This window comes from Clostridium sp. AM34-9AC (genome assembly GCF_003480225.1).
Lineage (GTDB): Bacteria > Bacillota > Clostridia > Lachnospirales > Lachnospiraceae > Acetatifactor > Acetatifactor acetigignens.
In genome coordinates this window covers 30,770-56,872 of record NZ_QUIU01000016.1, presented here as the reverse complement: position 1 = coordinate 56,872, position 26,103 = coordinate 30,770, and the positions used below count along the sequence as shown (strand labels likewise).

Sequence of the window (26,103 nt, the reverse complement as noted above, 5' to 3'; positions counted from 1 at the left end):
TTATAGATAGGGGTATTTTACCATAAAACAAGCAGGATATCAACACGGCTCCTCCGCACTTCGTGCTCTCGGATCCGTGACACACATTCGCATTCCGGACTATTGGCATTCGCAGCTCTGGGTATTAACTCGGCTCCTCCGCACTTCGTGCTCTCGGATCCGTGACACACATTCGCATTCCGGACTATCGTCCTACATGCTCATGTGTGTTTGATTTGCTAATAAAGTCCCAGCCTCGCCTGCAAGCAGTCGGTCTGGGCTTTATTGCAAATCTTAATATCCCAGGTAGCTTAAGTTCAGATCCACATTGCCGCTGATGCCGCTGACTTTTCCTGTGGATTTGTATTGCCACAGATCATAGCGTCCGGTGTAGGTGGGTGCTGCTGCATACTGGGCCAGCCAGATCTTGTAGCCACTCAGTGCACTTGCATCCATCTTCTGGCTGAGCCAGGTCTTGTTGGCATACACACCTGCGGTGTATCCTGCATTCTGAATGGTATTGCAGAATGCCTTACATACTGCCGTTCTGGTAGCGGAATCGATCTTATCACCTCTTCCGCCGCTTCCTTCCACATCCAGGAATACCGGATAGGAAATCTTGTAACCGCTGATACGATCCAGTACCATGGAGGCTTCCTGTACTGCCTCGACCTCATCCACTGCCTGGGTAAAGAAGTATACACCCACTTTCAGTCCTGCTGCCGTAGCTCCCTTGATGTTGGTCTTGAAGGTAGGATCATCGATCAGTGCTCCCTGAGAGGAACCGCGATAACCCACACGGATGATCACGTAGCTGACACCGGAATTCTTCACGGCGTTCCAGTCAATTTTTCCATTCCACTTGGACACATCGATTCCCATGGTGCCGGAACCAACTACCAGAGATCCGTCACTGGCAAAATTGTATTTTGCGCCCTGAATGACCTGTTCTCCGGTAACCTTGTTGCCATCCGCTGTAAAGAAATAAAGCTTTCCGTCCAGTGTCTGCCATCCGGTGTATTTCACATCACCTTTGATAAAGAACTTAGAGGCAGTAAAGTAATCCGCATAGACTGCTTCACGATAGCTGTCACCATCCTGTACATACAGCTGTACACCGCTCTTGTCTTTCAGCTTGGTAGTTTTATCTTCTCTCGCATTGGAAGCCTTTACTGTTACTGTGCACTTGGCTTCCACCTTGTTGCTGCCTTCTGTATACGTTACCGTTACCGTAGCACTTCCCGCTTTCACGCCGGTGATAGTAATGGTCTTGCCGCTTACAGCCACAGTTGCTATACCGGTATCACTGGAAGCCGCACTTACGGTTCCACTTCCGCTGACTTTTGCGGTAACTGTATCCGTTGCCTTCGGATAAGTCGTCACTGCCGTTTTATCCAGAGTAATTGTCGCCGCCGGAGTCGCTGTAGGGGTTGCCGTAGGGGTCGCTGTAGGAGTTGCCGTAGGGGCAGCTGTCGGGGTTGCCGTAGGGGCCGCTGTAGGAGTTGCTGTTGCCGTCGGGGTTACTGTCGGAGCCACTGTGGGCTCTGCAGTCGGGGTTACTGTCGGAGCCACTGTGGGCTCTGCAGTCGGGGATACTGTCGGTTCTTTTGTAGGTTCTGCTGTCGGTTCCGCTGTTGGTTCTGCTGTAGGTCCTGCTGTAGGAGACACTTCTGCCATCCGCAGGAACTTACCGCTGTAAGCCACCGTTACGGTCTCCGGATTGGTAATGGTATCCTTGGATACTTCTTTATAAGTATTGGCAGTTGCGGTACTTGCCACCCACTGCACAGTATCCTGCAGTGTGGACTCTACAGTAGTATCCTTGATCTGTGTATCCTCTTTTGCAGCATTGATCTCAGATTCTTTCTTGATCTCATTGGAGACATCGACCTTTTTATAGGCGATATCTTTCTTTACTTCTACTTTCTGTGCTGCTGTCGGCAGAACATAGTCCTTGTATTTATCATCCGTCAGTGCGTTTACCGCTACGGAATAATTCCCCGGCGTAATACCCTTTTTATAGATAATACCGTCCATATCGTCATCAGTCCAGGTCTCGGTCTTGCCGTTGGGATCTGTGATGGTTACGCTGAAGGGTACGTTGGAGATCAGCTTGCCGGTCTTTTTATTGTTGAATTTGATCTTCAGATCCTTCTGTACAGAGACCAGCTCCAGTTCTACCGTACCGCCGTTGGTGTACTCTGCCTCTTCATATTCCTTCTGTTCTTCCGGATCTTCTTCTACCGCATTGGCTGCCGCGATCTTTGCCATCTGTGCGTCTGCCACTGCCAGAAGTCCCTGCTCACCGATCATCTGGATGCCGTCCAGCTGTGTTCCCACGCTGACGAACTCCGATACCTGTCCATCCACTGCCCGGGCACTGGCATAGACACTTCCGGTCACGATAGCCAGAATCAGTACCGCCACTCCGGTAGCTGCCATGATCCGGTCCATGGTACTCAGGTTCAGGAATTTTGCCCAGATTACAGCAATTCCGCCCTGCTTTTTGCCCCCGGTCTTTCTCCTGCCCGTGGGAGCCGGCTCTTCCTCGTAATCCTCGTCGGCATAATACTCTTCATCGTCACTCTCTTCGATGTACTCCACGTCATCGGCATAGTACTCCTCACCGTCTTCTTCTCCGGTGTACTCTTCCTCATCGGCATAGTACTCCTCACCGTCTTCTTCTCCGGTGTACTCTTCCTCATCGGCATAGTACTCCTCACCGTCTTCTTCTCCGGTGTACTCTTCCTCATCGGCATAGTACTCCTCACCGTCTTCTTCTCCGGTGTACTCTTCCTCATCGGCATAGTACTCCTCACCGTCTTCTTCTCCGGTGTACTCTTCCTCATCGGCATAGTACTCCTCACCGTCTTCTTCTCCGGTGTACTCTTCCTCATCGGCATAGTACTCCTCACCGTCTTCTTCTCCGGTGTACTCTTCCTCATCGGCATAGTACTCCTCACCGTCTTCTTCTCCGGTGTACTCTTCCTCATCGGCATAGTACTCCTCACCGTCTTCTTCTCCGGTGTACTCTTCCTCATCGGCATAGTACTCCTCACCGTCTTCTTCTCCGGTGTACTCTTCCTCATCGGCATAGTACTCCTCACCGTCTTCTTCTCCGGTGTACTCTTCCTCATCGGCATAGTACTCCTCACCGTCTTCTTCTCCGGTGTACTCTTCCTCATCGGCATAGTACTCCTCACCGTCTTCTTCTCCGGTGTACTCTTCCTCATCGGCATAGTACTCCTCACCGTCTTCTTCTCCGGTGTACTCTTCCTCATCGGCATAGTACTCCTCACCGTCTTCTTCTCCGGTGTACTCTTCCTCATCGGCATAGTACTCCTCACCGTCTTCTTCTCCGGTGTGCTCTTCCTCATCGGCATAGTACTCCTCACCGTCTTCTTCTCCGGTGTACTCTTCCTCATCAGCATAGTACTCTTCGCCGTCTTCTTCTCCGGTGTACTCTTCCTCATCGGCATAGTATTCCTCGCCGTCGTCTTCTCCGGTATATTCTTCCTCGTCCCAATCGTAACCATCCTGTACGTCTTCTTCCCAGTTACGGTCCGGACGTTTTGTATGGTTAAATAATTTTTTCATCTGATCTATCCCTTCTGCTCATAATTCTCGGTGTAACAATTCCGTAACATTATAGCATTGTATTTTCCCCACATCAAGGCATTCACCCATTTCTTCAGAATTTCTTAAATCTTTCTAATATTATGGACTTTCTTTTCGTATAATAGTAAAATCAATATAACTCTTTTTACCACTACATTATTGAATTACCTGAAACGGAGAGAATACATGAAACGAAACAATAACAACCATAATATCCACGCATCTTCTGTGAATGACATGCCGGATATTGAGATTGTAGATCTGGAAAACGACACAATGCAAGACACAGATTCTGGTAATTTCCATTCCGGGAATACTCGTTCCGGTTCTGTGCACAATTTCCATACCGATTCCGATGACGACATAGAAGACCTTTACGTAGATGCCGATGAAGAAATCCCTGAGGGCGAAGAGTCTGCGGCCCCTGCCGGTATCCGGCGCTTTCTGAATTTTCACGTACTGTTTGCTCTCGTGCTTCTTATTGTTGTCGGCGTGGTAGGATACCGCGTCACACACTGGGGACAGAGGATCAGCCAGTCCGACATCTTCAAGGACGGACAGGGTTCCTACGACGACAGTTGGGATTCCATCCTTCCCCTGACCGACGAAAACGGTCAGATGATCATTAATGATGCTTCCAATATCGTTGTCTTCGGAAATGCTCCCTTCGCAGATGACAGGGACTCTTCCGACAATCTGGCCAATCTGATCGCCAAAGAGACCGATACCACCGTTTATAACTGTTCCATCAGCGGAAGTTACCTTGCTGCACAGCAGTTAAACTACGACCCCACCGTTGCCCCCATGGATGCTTACTGTCTCTACTGGCTGGTGAACCTGGCCGTTGGGGTTCCTCTGGATGGCTACTACACCGATGCAGCCAATGCTCTGGGCGACAAGACACCGGCCGAAGCAGAGGAAGTAATCAACACACTGAAAACTCTGGATTTCAACACGATCGACACCGTTGCCATTATGTATGATGCTACCGATTATCTGTCCGGCAATGCCATGTACAGTGATGAGAATCCCACGGATCCCACGCAGTTTACCGGCAATCTGGAGGCCAGCATTGAAGTATTGCAGAACTATTACCCCCAGATCCGCATTATCGTCATGTCTCCGACCTATGCATATGCTGTGGATGAGAACGGCGACTATGTAAGCTCCGATATGTATATTTACAACGGCCGTGATGTCTTATCCACTTATGTGATCAAGGAATGTTACTCCGCCAATATCCACAGCGTATCCTTCATGGATAACCTGTACGGCAGCATTACCGAAGACAATGCCGATGAATATCTTGTCGACAATCTGCACCTGAATGTAAAAGGACGTAAGCTCATCGCCAAACGTTTTGAATACTTCCTGAATTACTATTCCAAGGATTATGCATCCCAGGAAAAATAATTCCGGTCAAAAAAGGCTCCCGAAGCAGCCAGTTACTTTGCTGCTCCGGGAGCCACTTGTTTTTCCCTGAAATCTCATTCCTTCATAAAGTAATACAGATCCACTGTGGAATCTTTGTAGATCACATATCCGTGCATTCTTCCGAATTCTTCAAATTCCTGATCCTGCATCTTCCCCACCAGTTTTTTATCTTCCGACAGGATCACATAGGCGCAGGCCTCTTCTCTGGCCAGTTCTGCCAGCTCCTGTGCATCAATGACCTCCTGCTCCATAACATCATAAAGATCATTCTGCACCGTCCACTTGCTCACCATAATGTCCCTGCCGTAGGGCATACAAATCACATTGGAATACTGTCTCACATACTGCAGCAGTTCTCCCGGGAATGCCGCCATGACTTCTCTGCCCGGAACCTCAATGGTATCACAGATATCCACAACGCTCTGGGGTACATGATACGCATTTTCCGCCTTCTGAAAATTGGGATTCCTGTAGATCAGACTGCCGGATATCGTAAACAGCACAATAGCCAACGTTATCCCCACATATCTTTTTCTACCGGCGAGTTTTCCACAAAGCTGCACCGTACCGAAAGCAATCACCGGTGTCACAGGCAACAACCACAGGATCCGGTAATAGATTTCCCCATCCGCCATCTGAGAGACGATCTTCGCCACCAGCGGATTAAAAAAGACAAGCAGCAATACTAACGGCACATAAAGAAACATCACCCGGATATATTTTCTTTTCTCTGTGAGCCACAGATACAGCAGACTCACCAGGAACCACAGAACGATCAGTCCGGTCCCCATATATTCCTGAAACAGCTTTAAAGCATCCATTCTTCTCCTCCGGTCCTATCATCCCAACAGCAAATACATTCCGGCATACACAATGCAGGGAATACAACAGCCGATCAATGGCAGTATGAGTTTCCATTTTCTGTAACTGACCGCACCACAGAGCCCGGCCGTTCCCACCAGCATGCATGCCAGCAATGCTCCCATGGTACTGGCCAGACAGCAGGCCGTCATCACAGATCCCAACAGCACCCAGAAACCGACAGTGATCTTCTGTTCTTCCTGTATTTTTCGAAGCAGTGTCAGCAGCAGGAAAAATATCATGGGGATCAGGATACTTCCCAATGCAGCCTTCCCCTGTCTGCTCCTGGCAATCATAAAATTCTCTACAGTATAATAAGAATAATCTCCGAAAAGCACCAGCACTTCCGTACAGAGTAAAAATGCAGGCAACGCCCATTTCTTCCGGTATGCGCCCTCTCCTGCGAATAATACCCTGCTTCCCAGAAGATAGAATACTCCGTAAGTCATGGAGATCAGAGCGACCGGCACCAGAGTCTTCGCCACGATCACCGTAGTGATGCCGGTCATCTGGGCCAGCCATGCGATCCAGATAGGAAAAGGTGCCAGCCCGTGTCTCACATCCAGTTCCGTATGCATTCCCGTATAAGGGATCTTCTGATACATCCTGCCGGATTCCTCTGCCGCTGCGGAGATTGCCACATAATAGGCATCGTCACCATCACCGTAGACCATCAGCACTGCCAATACCAGCTGCACCAGCAAAAGCACACCAGCCAGCACCCACAAAATAATCTCTGCTTTCTCCGGCTTTGCTTCCCGGACTGCCCGCAGAGTACGGGACTGCCGGAAATACCGGACCGTTGCCGCTGCCAGCAGCACCAGGATGTAGCCGCAATAAGCTACGGTCACCATCCACATACGGCCTTCCAACAGGATCACCGGCACACAGATCACCTGAAATCCCGCCCATAGCAGCATCTGACCACTAATCCACAGAAATACCGGATTTCTACAGGGTTTATCCACATTTAAAAAACAATTTCCCACCCATGCCGGTATCGCTACCAGCAGAACGGCAAGCCACAGCAAACGAACTGCGATCATGTTTCAACCTCATTTCTGTCTTCTTATCATTTCATTCCTTATCTGGAAAACATATATATCATATCTCCGTGCACGCCTTCCGAAAGCAGAAGTTCCTCCGACGTATAACCATACTTATCCCGGAGCACAGACACTGTTGCTTCTTTATCCACACCCGGTTTAATCAATACGATCACCCGGTCCAGTGCCTCCACGGATTCCGTATCCTTACGTTCCTTCAGTTCCTCTGCCGTTACCAGCAAAGTTTTGGTGTAATGCATAAATTCCGGCAGGTTCTGATAATAGCCCACTCCCGCATAAACGCAGATGCATGGGAACTCCTCATATTCTTCCGCCAATGCTTCCTGACTGGCATATCCCTGATAGAGGTATTCCCCATCATAGGCCGCAAGCCGCAGCCCCTGTACCACCACGAGCAACAGCACCAGCATGCCTCCCATGATCTGTTCTTTCCATCCGGAGATCTCTGTCAGTTTTTTTCCAAGGAGACACAATAGCAAAGCAAGCAGCAATGCCACAAACGGAAACAACGGCATAATATAGCGGTCCACCAGATACGGTGACATGCGGGATGCCAGCAGAAAATATCCGGTCACCGGCACCATCAGCATCCAGGCCGCATCTCTTCCGGAATTTTCACCTTTCTGTTCCTGTTTCCCGGCCCGGAAGCTCAGATACAGCTTTCCCAGAAGCAGGATCGCTCCGGCGGCACATCCGCCGGTCAGAAGAGGCGCTCCCACTGTCCGATCCGCCAGAATTCTGCCAAATGCAGCCAGTCTCTGTCCATAACCGGCAAATCCGGAGGCCAGATTGCCGAGAGCTTCCGTCCCTCTTCCGCTGGAGAACACATCCGAAATTGCAAAAGGGAACAATACCAGTCCGATCACTGCAGCGATCACCATGGACCGGATATAGCACCATAATTCTTTGTTCCTGTGCCGGTACAGCAGGATCACTGCGGTAACCGCCGCCAGCAGAAGGCAGTAAAACAGGAAAAAATACTGTGTCAGGAAACCCAGCACCGTAATAGCGATAAGGCCCTTGTTTTTCTTGTCAAACCCGTTATTCTTCCATTTTTCCACATGGACGGAAAACAGGGCGACACACAGACAGGAAAGCAGCCCATACATACGGATCAGCAGCACCGTAGCCAGTGCTCCGGTACTCATTCCATAGAGCAGCACCGCCAGGATCCCCAGCTGTCTTCCCTTTCCTTCCAGGGAAAACACATCTGCCAGCTGTCTCCCCAGCCGCAGTAAAAGCCACAATGTAATTCCCAGACAGACCAGATTGATGCTGCATCCAAGCCACGGTGACAATGTTCCCCGAAAGACAGAACTCATGGTATGCAGCAGCATAAAATGTACCGGCGGATGATTGTCATCTTTTACATTAAAATAAACCGACAGGTAATCAAAGGCATCTTTCTGATCCACCGTAACATAATCCTGAAACTGCCGGTCCGTGATCCAGACCGGTTCCTCATAGACATCTGCTTTATAAGACAACAGCTTACTGTTTCCCCGGTTCCTAAGCACATCTGTTACTGTATTTTTCAGATTCTCCAGAACCTCTCCCGCACTGTCCCCCTCGATCTCCTCGTTCACGAATTTGGCCAGACGCCCTTCCGGCTGGGTAGGTACGATCCAGGGATTATACCTGGCATTTGCCAGTTCAAAGCTCAGAAGTTCGTCCATGTGATAGCCTTCCTTCCGGCTGACTCCCGCACCCATCAATACCAGGCACAATATAACTGCCAGCAGTTCCGGCAGGTTTTTTTTCCATTTATCCCGTTTTTCCTGTCCAATCATAGGAATCTTCCCATCTCCGTTATTATTCATTATCCATTACCCGATAGAGATAAATGCGGTAATAGCTGTTCTCTGTCTCAAAGGCCTCCGGCCTCATCAGTTCCAGACCGGTATCCTCACTGTGATCGATATAGGCTGCCGACAACAGATAGCTTCCGCCCAACTGCCTCAGACTTTCCGCATCGATCGTATAGTCCTGAAAATAAAAGCCGCCTTTTTCGATCGTATAATAGCCGGGGCATTCCGCGCTGAACAAATAGCAACGATTCCCCCAATGGTCAAAGCTGTCTTCCAGATATTCACTCTTGTCCAGCTCCGGTGCAATGATCTCCCGGAAACGGTGCTTGTACTCCAGAGAATAGTTATTTGAATAGCCGTCCAGACAGTAAAATCCATGATACAATGCCGCAGCGGGATCGATCCCCAGACTTACGACCCGGTAATCCTGTGGTTCTTCCCCGGTATTCTCCCGCAGGTACTCCTGTACCTGATCCAGCACATCCACGGCATAATAATCCCGGAAGCTCATGGCTGCATAATTCCGGTTCACCAGTTTTTGCAGATTGGGCTTCAGATTGCTCTCCAGCAAAATCTTCCCGGCTGTTGCCACGGTAAGAAGCATTGCGGCCATTACGATGATCCCCGGGATCACACCGTTCCTGCGTCCGTTCCCTGTTTTCTCCGCTCCTGTGTCTCTTTCCGGGAGCTGTTCCGTCAGCAATAACAGGCTGCACCCCAGAATAAAATACCACAGGCAGGGACTCAGCCACAGGACTCTGTTGGCCTGAAAGCCCTTCAGAGCACCCAGACTGGAACGGATAGCGATTCCGATACTGCTGTCCCACAGTGCGGCCACTGCCGCAAAGCCTGCAATAACGGCCAGTGACAGGCCCACGGCTTTCCATAACCGTTTTTCTCCGCCCTCAGGTACATTCTTTTTATCCGCTATGTCCTTCTTCGTTGCCCGATTTAGGAAAAATAAAACAACTGTTGTCATCAACAGCACCACGAGGATCAGTCCATGATAATCCACACTGTGCTGTCCTCCCTGCAGGAGGTTTGTTTTCAACTGACTGAAAAAGTCCACCGGGCTGAGCAGATATTCCGATTTGTGAGAAATCTCTTCTCCCTGTCCTCCTGACAGCTGAAGCAGTAACGAACCGTTCTCGACGATATACGTAAGCAGCAAAATCCCCCAGGCTGCAGCCTGTCCGGCGGAGAACTGTTTCCTTTTGTCCACCAGTGTGACGATCTCCCATACCGCCCAGATTCCCAGCACAGCAAAACCGGATAACACCAGGGAAGAATTACATCCGAAAAGCAGTACATAAAAATAACAGAGAATCCGAAAATTCTTCGGTCTGTCCTTTTCCCCCAGTCGCAGTACACAATACATTAACAGCGGCAATCCATACTGGGACAGCCCGTACACCGGCAAAAACGGCAGATACGCATACATACATCCGGTCAGCATGGCTATGAAACCGACAAGTCCTTTTCTTCTCCGCAGTGTTTCCGATGTTTCTCCGGCCCATCCAAGCAGGCAGAACATTCCCAGATATCCGGCAAAGCTGCCAGCCACCTGCATACAAGCCAGTGCCAGTTCCGCAGGCAGCCACCGGTATAACAGCACACAGGCGGGGGCCGGCATGGTAAGCGCTGTTTTTGCTGCACCGTTCATGAATTCCGGCAATACACCGCTGCCATCCCACAGATGTCTTGCCTGCAGAAGATAGGCGATCACTTCACCGTCCAGCTGATCGTGATACACGAACACAGAGTCCTTCCCTAATACAAGATACGGAACTCCCATAAAAAATACTGCCAACGCTCCCAGAAAGAACCAGACTTTTTCTGATTTCTGCGTTTTCACTTTTGTTGTCATCTTCGTCATGGTTCCTCCTTCCCACGTTTCTGCTGTCACAACTCTATTATTTCTCCGGGTTGTCTTCTGTATCTCCGGCGCTTATGGTCCTATCGGTCCAGAGGATCATTCCCACAAGCCACAGAGAACCCGGCAGCAATCCGTTCTTGTAATCCAGGCATCCGGCATCCCGCATGGTATACCACAGGATCATGCCTGCCGCAGTGATCACACAGACTCCTGAGATCTTCCAGAACAGGCTTCTGTCCGGTACTGTTTTTTCTTTTTTCTGTCGGAGCATGGCAATGATCCCGCATATCATGCCGCTCACGACCACAACAGCGATTCCCGACAGGAACCACCAGCTGCTGTATTTTAGCAAAAGCTCTGTCAGCCTTGGATCTCCCGTCATCATAATGTCTACATTTCTGCCAGAGAAGGAGTCATATCCCCTGCCGTCCAACAGCAGCTGCAACAGTACCGTAGGCATGGCATATCCGAGGCAATCCCAGGCGATCTGATGGATATTGTCTGAAGTATACGTCTTCAGATGATACTCGGCATACTCTCTGAATATCTTCTGTGCTTCCGCCTTGCCGAAACGATCCTCCAGCGTCTTTTGTATGCCGGACTCCATGGTTCCCGCATAATACCCGGCATTCCTCATCTCTTTCCAGGTCATCCAGGTACGCAGCTGTTCCGGCCATTCATCGTATTCTTCTTCCTCTCTCATATGCGTCCAGCTGAACCGGCGCATCATGGCGGCGCTCACCGTATTCTCCGCCTTCCCGTAGCTGCCCGGTGTCTGCCACATGGGCACCAGCGTGAATAAAATTCCCGCCATTGCCAGAAGGAGCAAAAGTTCCCGGCCTACTCTCTTTTTCTCCGTCTTTCTGCTCCGCAGCTGCCACAGATGTATCAGCCACAGAACCATAAGCGGTACCAGCCCCAGATACAGATTCTCCACCACACACAGTGTACTGAGCGCCCACCAGATTCCGGCTTCGAACAGACCATGTAACGGTCTGGCCGGCGCTGTCGTCTCACCATCCTCCGCCACAGCATCCTGCCGCAGGATCCGGATCACCGCCGACAGTTCCAGCAGTAAAAAGGAATATCCCGGAGAATTCGGCAATACGGCCAGATGACTTTGCATGGCACAGGGAAAGGTCAGAAGCGCCAGGCTTCCCCAGCACAAAAATATCTTTTTCCCTGTCACTCCGCATGCCCGTAAAAATACTACACCGGCATAAAATGCAATCAGGATCTGTACCGTATATACAAAAAAAGTATAAGGGATAGAACTTATGGATTCTATCCCTTTTACAAGCATCAGAAAAAGAGGGTAGCCGATCCCCATGTAGTCATCACACACAAGTGTCTCTGACGCTTTCAGCCATGTGTAGCTATCACCGAATTCCGGAAAAATTCCAAAGGATCTGACGCCCCAGCAGATTCCCAGAAGAATCTGCACGGAGACACCCAGGAACAGAAATCTGCCTGCAACCTGTGCAGACGCTCTGCCAATTTTTTGCATGTTACTGCTCCTCTAATTCAAAAAAGTTTTTCACCAGTCCACAGATGAAATCCACCTGATCCAGTGTCAGCCCATAGTACATGGGAAGTCTTACCAGGCGCTCGCTCTCTCTGGTAGTATAACGGTCCTCGCCGTGGAACCGGCCGAACTTCTGTCCTGCGGGAGAAGTATGCAGCGGGATATAATGGAATACCGTAAGCACACCGTTCTCCTTCATATAGCTGATAAATCTTGTTCTCTGTTCCAGATCTCTTGCCTTGATGTAGAACATATGCGCATTATGCACACAGCCTTCCGGTACGGTGGGCAGGTCGATCTTTCCCGCTTTCTTTAAGGGAAGCAGCTGCTCATAATAGCGGTTCCAACAGGCAAGTCTTGCCTCATTGATCTCATCAGCGATCTCCAGCTGTGCATAGAGATAAGCCGCATTCATATCACTGGGAAGATAGGAAGATCCGTAATTTACCCAGGTATATTTATCAATCTGGCCCCGGAAGAACTTGCTGCGGTTGGTTCCCTTCTCCCTCATGATCTCCGCTTCTTCCACATCCTTCTTATCACGGATCAGCAGTGCTCCGCCCTCACCCATGCTGTAGTTTTTGGTCTCATGGAAGCTGTAGGCACCGAAGTCACCGATGGTTCCCAGTGCTTTTCCCTTGTAAAATGCCAGCACACCCTGTGCGGCATCCTCTACTACCTTTAAGTTATGTCTTTTTGCGATGTCCATAATGGTGTCCATCTCGCAGGCCACACCGGCATAATGCACCGGAACGATGGCTTTCGTCTTCTCCGTGATGGCATCCTCGATCAGTGTCTCGTCAATGTTCATGGTATCCGGGCGGATATCCACGAACACAGGAACCGCACCGCGCAGTACAAAGGCATCTGCGGTGGATACGAAGGTGTAAGCAGGCATGATCACTTCGTCCCCGGGCTGAATGTTACACAAAAGTGCTGCCAGTTCTGTCGCATGGGTGCAGGAGGTCGTCAGCAGACATTTTCCGGCTCCGGTCCTCTCCTCGATCCAGGCATTACATTTTTTCGTATATTCTCCATCTCCGCAGATCTTCTGATTTTTTACACATTCCTGAATGTAATCTGCTGCTTTATCCACATAAGGCGGTACGTTAAACTTAATATCAATCTCTCTCATAACACATCCTCTTTTCTACTGTCTTTTAGCTTTCTCTATGTTCCCGCTTCCAGCTTCCTACGGCTGTCCCAGGCACATTTTCCGTCACATGACTGATAATATATTTCGGTCTTCCCTTGACTTCTTCATAGATTCTGGCAATATAATGGCCAATCACACCAAGGCTTAACATAATAAATCCGCCAATAATGAGGATCAGCAGGATCACCGTGGTAAAACCTTCCACCGCCGTTCCCATCAGATAGCGCACCAGGGTCTGAATCGCCAGGATCACACTGAACAGGATGGATACCCCGCCCATGATCGTCACCAGCTGCAATGGCAGTGTGCTGAAGGAAGTGGCATTGGTAATGGCATATTTCATCAGACTCCAGAAGGACCACTTGCTCTGTCCGTATTTCCGCTCCTGTACTTCATATTCCACAGTCTCCGTACGGAACCCTGCCCAGAAGGTCAACGCCCGGAAAAAGGTATTGCGTTCCGGCAGTTCCAACAGGACCTGTACTACTTTTCTGTCCAGAAGTTTGAAATCGGAAGAAGCATTCATGTCCATCTTGATCAGTTTGCTCATGATCTTGTAAAAAAGTCCGGCAGACAACTTATATCCCAGACTCTCCTTACCGCGGTCGGCCTTGATACCTTCCACGATCTCGGCACCCTGCTGCCATTTTTCCCACATCTGTGGAATCACCTCAGGCGGATGCTGCAGATCACAGTCCATAACGATCACCGCATCCCCCGTAGTCAGCTCCAGGCCTGCAAAAATTCCGGCTTCCTTTCCGAAATTCCGGGAAAACTCCGCTCCCCGTACTCTCGGATTCTTGGCCGATTCTTCCTTAATACGTTCAAAGGTTCCGTCCTTCGAACCATCACTGATAAATACCAGCTCATAATCGATCCCGTGCTGTTCCAGCAGTTCCCCCAGTACTTTTGCGGTATTGGCAATATTCTGTTCTTCGTTATATGCCGGTAAAACAATCGATAATAATGACATCCTCTAATCCCTTCCGCAGTTCTCGGTCTTGACATACAGGATTCCATCCACAACCTTGGTGGAATTCGCTCCCGGAAAAGTATCCATGTCAATGTATTCCTGCGTCATATAAATCTCACCCACGGTATCCGGATCCAGAAAATTCAGGGTTGCACCCAGATAGTTCTGCATAAATGCCTGATAATCCGCTCCCTTATAGATCAGATAGTCTCCGCTGAGACCGATCATACCGTCCGTGACTTTTCCGGTAATATCCGTAGTGGGGAATTCATCATACCCGATGACACCCACCAATGCAATGGGAATTCCCTGATAGTACCCTTCCGTCTGCTCGATCCTGTCCAGCAGACGTACACAGTACGCATAGGTCTTCTCGTATTTTTTCTCCAGATTGGAATATCCGATATTATCCGATACTCCATAATTGAATACCAGGATTCCGGCCGCCAGTAATGCCACCCACTGGATCCCGATATCTGTTTTCCCGTCCTCCGACGTATATCTTTCCACAAATGCCAGCATCAGGATCAGATATAATACCCACTGATACCGCATCAGCAAATGATAGGTCAGATTCGGAGAAATCACCAGAATCACATTGGTCAAAAGCGGAAGTCCCGCCGCCAACAGAATTATTATAACGAAAAATGCCGGATTCTTCCACCATTTTCTTCGCAGCATGCTTCTCACCAGCAGATAAGCCACCAGAAGCACCAGTGCCGCACAGGCCGTAAAAGAGAAAATATTGTTCACCAGCACATTTCCATGCACCGTAAATGCCAGAAAATCAACATACATTCCCCGGATCGTTGCAAACAGCCCCAGACCGGAACCTCCCTGCTCCATGGAATTGATCCCCTGATAGGTATCCAGCACCTTTCCCTGTAATTTCAACAGAATCTGCAGGATCACGTAATACAATGCAGCTCCGGCAACTCCCATGCCCAGGTAACGAAGTACATAGAACGCTTTCGTCTTCCAGCCCTTCTCTTCCATAAAAAAGAGCAGGATCACATATACGCACAGCAGAATGGCAAAGGGCAGATATGCCTGATAGATCCCCATACTGAACGCAAGACATACCGCCCCGGCCAGCCAGCCTTTTTTCTGTTTTTTCGTAAAAAGCACTGCCAGAATTGCGAGGAACAGTGCCATCATATAACCATCCATGGTAAACACATAGGCAAAAGTGGATGCCAGTGCCGGAAAAGAAATCAGCAATCCGCTCACTGCCATGATTACCAACGGGTCTGCAAGTTCCAGCAGTTCCGTCAATGCCACCGCCGCCAGCGCCAGCCAGAGCAGACCGATCAGACCAATGATCCACGGAATGGTAAAATACGAAGAAAAGCCGCATGCCACAGACAGAAACCATCGTCCGGAAGTGATCATATTCTGATCAAAATACATACTGCTCAGGCCGTCATGATTCGGAATATCCGAAAGCATCACCGGCAGATGGATCAGAATCCCCAGTACAAACGCTGAGAGAAAGGCGATCTTCCATGTATTTTTTATTTTTGTTCTACTAGATTGAAAAAAATCCCACGGGGTCTTCATCCGTCTGTCACTCCTTATTTAGTCTTTCCGCGATCGTCTGTGCGATCTTCTCTCTGCCGGCCTCATTGGGATGCAGGCCGTCATCGGTATAGAGATACAGATCATCCCAGGTGTCATGTGGATAATAGTCATGATAGATGTCTATGACTTCTACATTCAAAGCCTCACACAGCCCGATCTCCGCATTGACATAATCCTCCAGCACACCACCGCCCAGATCATATTCCTCACAGGTCAGTTCCGGATCCGTATACCAGGTATAGGGTGGGGTGATGAAGATAATGCGCAGCTCCGGATAGGCTTCCCGCAGTTCCTTCACAATACTGCGGATAGCTCCACAGTAGGTATATTCATCATATGGATCTGCCGTGGATTCGATGGGAGTGCCGGAGTGATAATCATTCAGTCCGGAACCGATAAACAGGATCTTCACCTGGTCAAAATCGATCTGTCCCAGATCTCCCAAAGTATCCTCAAAATAATCCGTGGCTGCTTCTCGGATGTGCACGGTCCTCTGGACACCGAAATCCTTCACCACAAAGGAACGTACCAGTCCGGCCGCAGAAATGGAATCCTTGGTATATCCCAGTCTTCTCTCCGCATCCGCTCTGCCAAGGACCGTTCCTCCCAGCCCACCGTTGTAGCATTTTAAACCTGTCTTCTCCTGAAGCTTTGCTGCGATGGATGTCTCATCCCGGCACAGACCATATACACTGTCTCCCAGAAACACCACATCGTAAGGAATCCTCTGATATTCACGGTCTCCCGGGAAAAACAGTACCAAAAGCAGCACGAACAAAACAGCCGCTGTCACACTATATAAAATTTTCCTCTTCCGGCTACTGTTTTTCTTCATAAACCTCAGATATTATCCTTCTATTCTTCCACTCCCGCCGTCCGCAGGATCTCTGCGATCCGGGCAGCCCCCTGCCCGTCGATCAGAGTTCTCTCCGCTTCATAGGTTCTCTGCCGCAATTCCCTGTTCTCACAGGCATTCCGACACCAACTGCCGATAGCTTTTCTTGTCTCTTCCGGGGCGTGATGCCATTTTCCGGCATATCCGGCTTTTTTCTGCTTTCCCAGCCATTCCGTCAGCCCTTCCTGGTTCTCTGCGTAAGAAAAACAGACAAAAGGCACTCCCAGAACTGACAATTCATAGATTGTCGTTCCACCGGCAGTCACCGCCAGCTGACAGGCCGTCATCAGTCCCGCCATGTCTTTCACATTGCAATGCAGAACCACGTTGTTTTGCTCCGATGCATATTGCTCCAATTTTTCCCGGTTCGGATTAAACCTTCCCACCACCAGATGATACCTTATATTTTTTCCCGCCAGACTGTGCTCACACAGTTCCCGCAGGATTTCTCCCGCAATGTTGTCTTTGTCTCCGCCACCGGTGGTGATCAGGATATCCGTTACATCATCCTGCAAAATATACTGTGCTGCCGCCTCACAGAACTGCTGCCGCACCGGCACATAAGCAGCTCCGAGATACTGTCCGGCATGAGTGCCATACAGTTCCCGATACTTTTCCGGGGAGGCAAACAGATTGTAATTGATCACACCGTCCACCGGAAATGCGTGCTGCTGCATATCATCCAGCAGATACACCCTGCCAAACCGGTGCAATGCCTGCAAATAAGCATCCGTCACCGCATAGCTGTCCACCAGAAAAACATGCCCGCTTCCCTGTATCAGTCGTTCCAATGCCGGAAGCTCACCTTCCAGATCGGCAGGATCCGTCCCCAGGATCTTCACTGGCATATTCCAGCTCTGCAGCAGTTCCGCAGATGCCTGCTCTGCGCACAAAAAGCAGAGTTCTTCCGGATGCTCTATTCTTTTTTGTAATTCCTGTGCCACCGTGAGGCAACGCATCAGATGCCCTGCCCCCGTAACAGCACTGCCGTCCGCACGAAAATAATACATTTCCGCTCCTTACTGCTGTTCCTTCTCTGTGAAATCCACAAGAGACCAGTCCATAGGGGTTCCCAGCCTGGCATCTCTGGTGATCCGTTTGCCCAACAGTTCCTCATAATATCTGGTATGCAGTCCGCAGGAAGGTCTCACAGACCGCAGATTCTCCGGAGTAAACACATCCCCGGCCTTCATATCCTGTGCCACGAACAGAGAACGGGAATGTTCTCTGCTCTTTTTCTGCTTCGGTGTCAGATCGTAGGTCACCTTTCCTACTGCTTTCTCGATCATGCGGATGTGATCCACCATCTCTTTGAATTCTTCCGGTTCCATGGAGAATGCCGCATCCGCACCGCCGTCTGCTCTGCGCAGTGTCAGATGTTTCTCCACCACCTTGGCTCCCAGCGCCACGCCGGCACCGGCCACGGCACAGCCCATGGTATGATCAGAAAGACCTACCACACAGTCAAAGACTTCCTTCATGGAAGGAATCGTCTTCAGATTAATATCCTCATAGGGTGCCGGATAAGCGGAGGTACATTTCAACAGGATCACATTCTCGTTGCCCTCTTCCTTACAGGTACGCAGTGCCAGCTCGATATCCGCCAGATAGGCAATTCCGGTAGACATGATAATCGGCTTGCCGGTACGGGCGATCTTGCGGATGAAAGGAATGTCGTTAATCTCGAAGGATGCCACCTTGTATACCGGTACCTCCATCTCTTCCAGAAAATCAATGCTGGTCAGATCAAAGGGAGAAGAAAAGAATACCAGTCCCATCTCCTCTGCGATCTTTTTCAGCTTTGGCTGCCACTCCCAGGGAGTATAGGCGGTCTCATACAACTTGTGCAGTGTGGTTCCGTCCCAGATGGTTCCCTGTGTGATCTGGAAGCAGGGATCATCACAGTCCAGTGTGATGGTATCCGGGGTGTAAGTCTGTATTTTAATGGCATCCGCACCGGCATCCTTTGCCGCCTGCATGATAGCCACTGCTCTGTCAAAATCCATCAGATGATTCGCAGACATCTCTGCAATTACAAAAGTGGGAGAATCTTCACTGATTTTATGATTCCCGATCATGATCTCTTTGTTCATAATAGTGCCTCCTTAAGGAAATACAATATGTTCGTACTTCTTGCTGTCCCGGATCCCTTTCCAGTGTTCCGCTGTCATGCGCATATATGTCACGTCATAAGCAGCTCCGTTTTTCACCACGTGGGCTTTTTTCTCTTCCACGACTTCACAGCCGCAGATCTTATGGAGCTGGATGACACCCTGATTCAGGGTGAATACATCACTGTATACCGCATTTTTCCCAAGATCCAGAAACGCATGGTCATACATACTCATCTCCAGCGCCAGTGCCGTCTGGATGCTGCGCAGTTTTTTCTCGCCCACGTAATAGGCCCATCCCAGATCTCCTGTGGGATTCGTCAGCCCTGTGTAATTGATGACGCCGGCTGCTGTGCCGTCGATCTCAATGATCCAGTAGCTCACATCCGGATCCTGCTGCACTTTGGCAAACCATTTCTTCTGCCCTTCCAGAGTCAGCTTCGGATCCGTATTCATATAGCGGGTAATCTCCGGATCCATGCGCCAGCGCATGATCTGTTCCAGGTCTCCCTCTGTCACTTTTCTTAATGTAACACTCATTCGCAGCCCGCCTTTTCCAACAGTTCACGCATTCCTTTTAAATCAATGGCTTCGTCTAAGGGAATGCTGACACCAAGCTCTTCCTCCAACTGTCCGATGATCATGACATGCGCCAGGGAATCCCACTGTTCCACATCTTCGATCATGGTATCCTCGGTGATGGTTCCCGCCGGAACCTTTAATACATCTTCAATCAGCTTTATGATCTTCTCTTTCATATGGTTATCCTCTGCTTATCCTCATTTTTTCTAACATTTACCACTGTCCGGTCTTCCGTCCGGCAGCCGTCACCCAGCCCCAGGTCAATCGTATAAAGTCTCCTTCAGCCAGTAGGCCCTCTCCGGTCTCTCTGCCAGTGTGATCTCATAGCAGGTACCGCCCTCCTGTGTACTTTCCGTCCTGTGGTAACCCAGCTTTTCATACAGAGCCTCCACCGGCTTATTCCTGGCTGTCGGGATATATCTGCCGCGGAGCCCGGTATATCCTTCCTCCTGCATCTGCTCCTCGATACGGTCGATCACCGCATTCTCGATATTCCGTCCCATGACACGGCAGCTCATGACCAGATCCGTGATCTCCGGCAGTTCTCTGGCAGTATCCACGATGGCTGCTGCCACGATTCCGTTGTCTCCAAACGCATCCGTCACCTGATACAGAAATACTCTCTTTCCGGCATCTTCCACGATCTGCTGCATCTGCTCTCTGGTGTAGCGTCTGGTGGTCAGGTTGAACTGGTTTGTTTTATTCAAAAGCTGTGTCAGCCGGTCCAGATGTTCCTTCGGATCCACCGGGATCAGACAGATCTCCAGCTTTTTCACATAGTCTTCAAAGCTCACCGCCTGCTCTGCCATGGCATTTCTGCCGGCATTGGCCCGGTACTGTGCGGTCTTCTCCCGGTCCTCTTTCGTGATCACTGCCCGGGCAAAATATTCTTCATAAATCTTTGCCATGCAGGGCGCCAGTTCCTCCGGTCTTGCCGGGAAATCGGGCACAGTCACCTCCGGCAGCATCTGCCGTACCATTTCCCGTTCCGCTTCGCTGTCATCAAAAAAGACAAAGGAATCCGTTCCAAGATTCAGTTCTTCCGCCATCTTACGGATATTGTCCGGCTTCGGATCCCAGTTGATCCTGCGGGCTGCGAAATCTTCCGGCCCAAGCAGCATATGGGGATGATGTTCCAAGATCTCCATGGCATCCTCTTCATTATTTTTGGATGCTATGGCTAACAGCACACCCTGTTCCTGCATCAGCTTTATGACCCGTTGCAGATTTTTATAAGCCAGACCGCTGTGGTCTTCCGACAAAAGCACCGGTGTGTGATCCGTCTCTCCGGCCAGACCGCCCCACAGGGTATTGTCCAGATCCAGAACCAGCACCTTTTTAGGGGTGCGTTCCTCCAGTTCCGCCTGCTGTAATATTTTTTCCGCCAGAAGAGACTGGGTCTCCATCCCCAGCAATACTTTTCCCATATACCACATTTTCAGGGAAAACGCCTTCTCCTCGCCCTGATGCTCTATGATCCAGCGATAAGGAAATATCCGCACATTGGAATGTTTCTCCGTCAGCTGCTGCAGTGCAGCACTCCACAAACTCTCCAGCTGCTGTTTGCGTTCCGGATCCGCCAACACAGCCAGTTCCACCGCCCACAGATATGCATCGGAGACATAGAACACACCATGCTCCGGCAGACAGCCTTCCAACGTCTGAAACCAGTTTCCGATCCGCTCTTTTGCTGTCTGCGGATCATAGTCATGTTCCAGCAGTTCTGCCAGATCCATGATCAGAAAGGTAATGTCCGGCTGAAAGGCATGATAAGAGGAAGCCGGGTTCAGCAAAACTCCCAGTTCATTTCCATAGCCTTCCGCATCGTAGACTTCCGCCTGTTTCTGTAACATACGGATCACCATATTCATATTTACATTGGACAATACTGCCAGTCTGCCTGTTGCCATAGTCTCAGATTCCTCCGGGATTATTTTTCCTCCGTCATCAGACGGTATTTCATCTCTGCGATCTTCCAGTCCGTCAGATTATCGATATCCTGCACTTCCAGTTCCGATACGATCAGGGGCAGAATATTTCCCACCATCAGCTTCTTATTCACTGCAAAGCGGTCCGTACGGAAGACATAGAACTGTCCCACATCATGATAATGGGGCTGCAGGTCCTGGGATCTGCTGTCCAGATATTCGGGATATTTAAATACCAACCGTTCCTGCTCCACTACCATGGCCCGCTGGGGCGGGTAGGAAAAGCTGACCACCGGAATCAGGGTGTCCGCATCGCTTGCTTCCAGCTGTTCTACCGCTGCTTTCAGTTTTTCCGCTGTCACAAAAGGCGCTGTGGGATAGATGCAGCATGCCACATCAAAATGCATGTCACGCTTCTCATATTCCGCCAACACTTCCGCCAGCACATCATTGGTGGTGGCAAAGTCTCCGGAAGTCGCCTCACTGCGGAAAAACGGCACCTCTGCACCGTACTTTTTCGCAATCTCCGCAATCTCCGTATCGTCCGTGGATACCATCACATGGTCAAAAAGTCTGCTGGACAATGCCGCCTCGATGGAATATGCCAGAATCGGTTTTCCACAAAAATCTCTGATATTTTTCTTCGGGATCCGCTTGCTCCCACCTCTGGCGGTGATAATCGCTAATCTGCTCATTTTCCTAACCTCATCTTTCTCATGCCCCATGGCCGCCCTTCAGGCCCGTAGCTTCCATACAAACTGCCGGATCCTGTAATAGAGATAGAACCGCAGATCGCTCTTTTTCTGCATGGCGATGAATTTGCGTTCCTCCGGCCCGGTATATTCCAGATAATATTTGTTCCTGTCGAACTCCGGAAAATGTCGTTCTGTCCCCTCCCGTAGTTCTTTTACAAAAGACAGCTTCGGCTTCTCCACTCCCGACAGATAGGAGAATAAAGTGATCACATAATACAGCTCCGTAAAACGGTATTCGATCTGCTCCCGGTATTTCGCAAGAAACCCTCTGTTCTCGCATTCCGTGTACAAAAGTTCTGCTGCTTTCATACGATCACGGCATTTTTCCTCCGTGATGTGATGTACCGTGGACACCGCATGCTGGTAATAATAATACAGCGGTTCCTCCACTCTCTCAAAACGTCGAAAGTACAGGCTCCACAAGGGGCCTGCACAGTTGTCTTCGTAGAAAATATGCTCCGGAAAATCCAGATGATTCTCCCGGATCACACTATGTTTGTAAATTTTCAGCACCATACTGCCGGGACGCATGAACAGTCTCTCATGCTTTTCCTTCGTCAGATCCCCGGTCTGATCCGGTGTATTGTTGACGATGACCTTCCCGACCTCAAAGGTATGATGATCCACCAGACTGTAATCGCAGCCCACCAGATCCGCTCCGGCCTCTTCCGCTTTTTTCAGAAGCTTCTCGTAATAGTCCGGTGACACCCAGTCATCACTGTCGATGAAACCGATCCATTCCCCCTGCGCCACCCGCAGTCCGGCATTTTTGGCACCGCCCTGTCTTAAATTCACAGGGTTCGGAATGACACAGACCAGCTCCGGATAACGCTTCTGATAATCCAGCAGGATCTCCAGAGAATCGTCTGTAGAAGCATCATCCACGCAGAGGATCTCATAATCGTACAGTCCCCGGATGGTCTGTCCTACCAGGCTGTCCAGACAATAATTCAGTTTTCCCTCCGTCGCCATATTATAGACGGGCACGATGATGCTCAGTTTTTTACTCATAGGCGTTACAGATTTCCCCGTTCTATTTTTGCTCTGCCGTCTTCTACCCGATAGACAATGTCACATTTTTCAATGGTCTGCAATCTGTGGGCGATAATGATCAAGGTCTTGCGGCCGTGCAGTCGGTTGATAGACTCCATGATGGCTGCTTCCGTATCATTATCCAGTGCGGAAGTGGCCTCATCCAGAATCAGTACCTCCGGATCATTATACAGCGCTCTGGCGATACCGATACGCTGTCTCTGTCCTCCGGAGAGGCGGATGCCCCGCTCGCCGATGCCAGTCTCCAGACCTTCCGGCAGAGTCTTGATAAATTCATCCAGCTGTGCCTCTTTCAATACTTCCCACAGTCTGTCCTCATCAATCTTGTCCTCCGGCACACCGAAGGCTACATTTTTACGGATGGTGTCATCCAGCATGAAGATCATCTGGGGGATGTAGCCGATATTCTTCAGCCATTTCCGGTAATTGCCCGGCTCCTTTACATCCACGCTGTCTGCATAGATATGTCCCGTACTGGGCTCCAGCAGTCCCAACAGAATATCCACCACGGTACTCTTGCCCGCGCCGGAAGTACCCACGATACCTACCGATGCACCCACCGGGATCTTCAGATCCGCATGGTCGAAGATCAGACGCTCCGTATTGGGATAGGCATAAGTAATATCTTTCATCTCGATGCTTTCTTTTACATCCAGCTTTTCATCCTCATCGGTAGCAAAGGACATGTCGATATTCTGTCCGTTGATCTCATCCTGTAAATTATCGCTGACACCCATGAAGAAAGGTTCAAAATAGGCGATGGAATTGATCTGGTTGTTGATACGGTTCACGCAGGGCAACAGTACCAGTGCCGCTGCCGCCAGAGTTCCGAACACTGTCAGCATATTTTCTGTAGGCACACCGGTGGCCACCAGGAAAATCATGTATCCTACCATAGTGGCAACGCAGGCTGTCTCGATCAGCAGCTTCGGCACCTGATTGTACAGGCTGTAACGCTGTACGGCATCCACGTAGCCTTTTCCACATTTGCGGTACTCGGATACGAAATACTGCTCCTTGCCGGAAATCTTTACTTCCTTGATACCCTGTACCGTCTGGGAGATCCATTTGAACAGACTGCTGTAATAGTCCTGATTGTCCTTACCGGCCTTGTACATGATGGGCTTCAGCACTCTCTTGATCAGCCACATCAACAGAAGCAATACCACCGCCATCAGAATCGTCATGGTACCGCTGGAAATAAAGCAGTAGCTGATGACAAACAGGGAAACCACGCTGTCGGATAACAGCTGTAACAGTGCCAGGATCAGTGCATACATATTGTTGACATCGGAAGTGATACTGCGCTGTACCACAGCGGTATCCGCATTCAGATAAAATTCATAACCTCTGCGCAGGTAATTACGCATCATGCGCTCGGAAGTGCGGAACTGGTTCGTATAGACAAAGGATAAAGTCAGCTTCTGCTGTACATAAGTAAACAGGTTCTTCACCACAAATACCAGAATCAGCAGCACCATGACAATAATGGAGAACGTACGATAGCTCTCCACACCCATGATCTCATAGCAGGCTTCCGCCACCCGGCTGTGTTGTACCGCTTCGGGATCAATGACGATCTGCATGACCTCCACCAGCATTCCCACACCGGCAGTCTGCAAAAAGGCACTGATCACCATGAGGATAATGAGTCCCACCATGGTTCTTTTCTGTTTTTTGTCCAGCAGGACACGTAATTTCTTGATGATCTGTATCATTGACGGTCTCCAAACTTATATCTGTTCATTCTGTCTGTGGATCAGTGGATCTTCATAGGCATCCATAAAATCAGGTCCGAGGCGTACCGCTTCATCCGCAAAAGGAAGCCCCTTTACCTCCGTAAATATGGTTACCACCTTTTTAAAACGCAGATTCGGGAAAAAATTCAGCATCTCCATGGGCATGGATGCATCGAACTGGGGATATTCCGCAAAAAGCTTCTGGTAATCCAGCAGGTCTCTGGGATGGGGCTTTAAAAATATGGTGCCCTCTTTTTCATACATTTTGATAATATCCCGGAAGATCTGTTCTCTCACATCCAGTGCGCATACCGGATCCGTGAGGATCAATATTTTATCTCCCACCTTATTGCTCTCTTCGATCTGGTGTTCCAGTTCGTCTTTATTTCTCACGAATGCCTGCAGGAGCAGCTGCTTATCCTCCGCTGTCAGCCGGTCTTCCAGCGGCTTTCTGGGAAGTTCGATATATCGGGGACAGGGATAGCGGATGGCGGAAATGTCATTTACTTCCATATCCATGCAGTATTTTCCGTAGCCGTTCTGAACAAAGATCAGGTTCAGATACATGGACAGGAATGCCTTGATCTTAAAATGTCCACGGTTGTCATATCGCGCCGCGTCAAAATTCTTGAGACAGTTCAGGCCGTCTTCCACGGCATGATAGCGGATATGGTTCTGATTCAGGTAGTAGCCGATGGGATCGGAATCGCAGTAGACATAAATGTCCTTGTAAGTCCGAAGATCTACCGGCACATAAGAAGCCTCGAGTCTGGCGTACTCCTTCGTAAAGCGGATCCGGTTCTTCAGATTCCCCAGAAAGCTTCCGGTGTCCTCCCGGTATTTTTCCAGTTCCGGGAAGAAATCTTCACGCTTCTCATCGAATTCCAGTACCTCTTCGAACAGTCCCGTGCTCTCCACCCGGGATTTCAGGTTCTCGAAATTATTGGACATTTTGGACAGCACTAAAGTAGCAGCCCCTGCTTTCTTCGCAGGATCTGCCTCCGCCCTTAATTTCAGTTCTTTTAAAAAAGTCACATATACATGATAGTATGTGTGACAGATATAGATTCTGTCTTTCATATATAATCTCTATTATTGCTTATTTCCATATAGTTTTGTAACTATTCACTCCCCATCCGCAAAATCGCTGCTATGCGGATTC

General features: G+C 49.7%; 20 protein-coding genes. 1 reads left to right on the top strand and 19 read right to left on the bottom strand.

Translation table 11 applies throughout. The features are described from left to right. Positions 1-273: 273 nt before the first annotated feature. Positions 274-3,576 (bottom strand): GH25 family lysozyme, encoded by a 3,303-nt coding sequence (locus DW835_RS10830; RefSeq protein WP_118731097.1) that lies wholly within the window; start codon positions 3,574-3,576, stop codon positions 274-276. A 207-nt stretch (positions 3,577-3,783) separates the two neighbouring features. Here DW835_RS10830 and DW835_RS10825 point away from each other — a divergent pair, with 207 nt between their 5' ends. Then, positions 3,784-5,010 (top strand): SGNH/GDSL hydrolase family protein, encoded by a 1,227-nt coding sequence (locus tag DW835_RS10825; protein ID WP_022312210.1) that lies wholly within the window; start codon positions 3,784-3,786, stop codon positions 5,008-5,010. Between the two features lie 74 nt (positions 5,011-5,084). Here DW835_RS10825 and DW835_RS10820 read toward each other — a convergent pair whose 3' ends face one another. The 18 genes from DW835_RS10820 to DW835_RS10735 form a co-directional block, all read right to left on the bottom strand. Further along, positions 5,085-5,852 carry a hypothetical protein gene (locus DW835_RS10820; RefSeq protein ID WP_022312211.1) on the bottom strand — a complete coding sequence of 256 codons (768 nt, stop codon included), beginning with the start codon at positions 5,850-5,852 and terminating at the stop codon, positions 5,085-5,087. 18 nt (positions 5,853-5,870) lie between these two features. Then, positions 5,871-6,938 (bottom strand): DUF6077 domain-containing protein, encoded by a 1,068-nt coding sequence (locus DW835_RS10815; protein WP_118537922.1) that lies wholly within the window; start codon positions 6,936-6,938, stop codon positions 5,871-5,873. Positions 6,939-6,976: 38 nt separating this feature from the next. Beyond that, complete coding sequence (locus tag DW835_RS10810) at positions 6,977-8,779, bottom strand: hypothetical protein (protein ID WP_207665426.1); 1,803 nt, start codon at positions 8,777-8,779, stop codon at positions 6,977-6,979. Then, positions 8,772-10,643: a DUF6044 family protein gene (locus tag DW835_RS10805; RefSeq protein ID WP_118731095.1), complete on the bottom strand. Its 1,872-nt coding sequence runs from the start codon at positions 10,641-10,643 to the stop codon at positions 8,772-8,774. The genes DW835_RS10810 and DW835_RS10805 overlap by 8 nt, the downstream gene beginning before the upstream one ends. 37 nt (positions 10,644-10,680) lie before the next feature. Further along, positions 10,681-12,150, bottom strand: a complete 1,470-nt coding sequence (locus DW835_RS10800) for a hypothetical protein (protein WP_118731094.1) — start codon at positions 12,148-12,150, stop codon at positions 10,681-10,683. Position 12,151: 1 nt separating this feature from the next. Next, on the bottom strand, positions 12,152-13,303 hold the full coding sequence (rffA, locus tag DW835_RS10795) for a dTDP-4-amino-4,6-dideoxygalactose transaminase (RefSeq protein WP_118502351.1): 1,152 nt from the start codon (positions 13,301-13,303) through the stop codon (positions 12,152-12,154). A gap of 25 nt (positions 13,304-13,328) precedes the next feature. Continuing rightward, positions 13,329-14,297 (bottom strand): glycosyltransferase family 2 protein, encoded by a 969-nt coding sequence (locus DW835_RS10790; RefSeq protein WP_022312217.1) that lies wholly within the window; start codon positions 14,295-14,297, stop codon positions 13,329-13,331. A 3-nt stretch (positions 14,298-14,300) separates the two neighbouring features. Beyond that, the gene (locus tag DW835_RS10785) at positions 14,301-15,857 is read right to left on the bottom strand and encodes a glucosyltransferase domain-containing protein (protein WP_118731093.1); all 1,557 of its coding nucleotides are present in this window, start codon (positions 15,855-15,857) and stop codon (positions 14,301-14,303) included. A 7-nt stretch (positions 15,858-15,864) separates the two neighbouring features. Next, positions 15,865-16,713: an SGNH/GDSL hydrolase family protein gene (locus DW835_RS10780; RefSeq protein ID WP_118731092.1), complete on the bottom strand. Its 849-nt coding sequence runs from the start codon at positions 16,711-16,713 to the stop codon at positions 15,865-15,867. A gap of 20 nt (positions 16,714-16,733) precedes the next feature. Continuing rightward, on the bottom strand, positions 16,734-17,783 hold the full coding sequence (pseG, locus tag DW835_RS10775; protein ID WP_118731091.1) for a UDP-2,4-diacetamido-2,4,6-trideoxy-beta-L-altropyranose hydrolase: 1,050 nt from the start codon (positions 17,781-17,783) through the stop codon (positions 16,734-16,736). A gap of 9 nt (positions 17,784-17,792) precedes the next feature. Next, positions 17,793-18,866 carry a pseudaminic acid synthase gene (gene pseI, locus DW835_RS10770; protein ID WP_022312221.1) on the bottom strand — a complete coding sequence of 358 codons (1,074 nt, stop codon included), beginning with the start codon at positions 18,864-18,866 and terminating at the stop codon, positions 17,793-17,795. A gap of 12 nt (positions 18,867-18,878) precedes the next feature. Next, complete coding sequence (locus DW835_RS10765) at positions 18,879-19,424, bottom strand: GNAT family N-acetyltransferase (protein ID WP_022312222.1); 546 nt, start codon at positions 19,422-19,424, stop codon at positions 18,879-18,881. Next, entirely contained in the window at positions 19,421-19,642 is a 222-nt protein-coding gene (locus DW835_RS10760) for an acyl carrier protein (protein ID WP_022312223.1), read from the bottom strand. Before DW835_RS10760 ends, DW835_RS10765 begins: the two co-directional genes overlap by 4 nt. A gap of 84 nt (positions 19,643-19,726) precedes the next feature. Continuing rightward, positions 19,727-21,376, bottom strand: a complete 1,650-nt coding sequence (locus DW835_RS10755) for an HAD-IIIC family phosphatase (protein ID WP_118731090.1) — start codon at positions 21,374-21,376, stop codon at positions 19,727-19,729. A 20-nt stretch (positions 21,377-21,396) separates the two neighbouring features. Beyond that, a complete protein-coding gene (gene pseF, locus DW835_RS10750; protein WP_022312225.1) occupies positions 21,397-22,089 on the bottom strand; it encodes a pseudaminic acid cytidylyltransferase in 693 nt (230 codons plus the stop codon). A 39-nt stretch (positions 22,090-22,128) separates the two neighbouring features. Next, positions 22,129-23,160: a glycosyltransferase family 2 protein gene (locus tag DW835_RS10745; protein ID WP_118731089.1), complete on the bottom strand. Its 1,032-nt coding sequence runs from the start codon at positions 23,158-23,160 to the stop codon at positions 22,129-22,131. Between the two features lie 5 nt (positions 23,161-23,165). Further along, positions 23,166-24,920, bottom strand: coding sequence for an ABC transporter ATP-binding protein (locus tag DW835_RS10740; protein WP_118731088.1), 1,755 nt, complete (start codon positions 24,918-24,920; stop codon positions 23,166-23,168). A 15-nt stretch (positions 24,921-24,935) separates the two neighbouring features. Then, on the bottom strand, positions 24,936-26,021 hold the full coding sequence (locus tag DW835_RS10735; protein WP_022312305.1) for a glycosyltransferase family 52: 1,086 nt from the start codon (positions 26,019-26,021) through the stop codon (positions 24,936-24,938). Positions 26,022-26,103 lie beyond the last annotated feature (82 nt).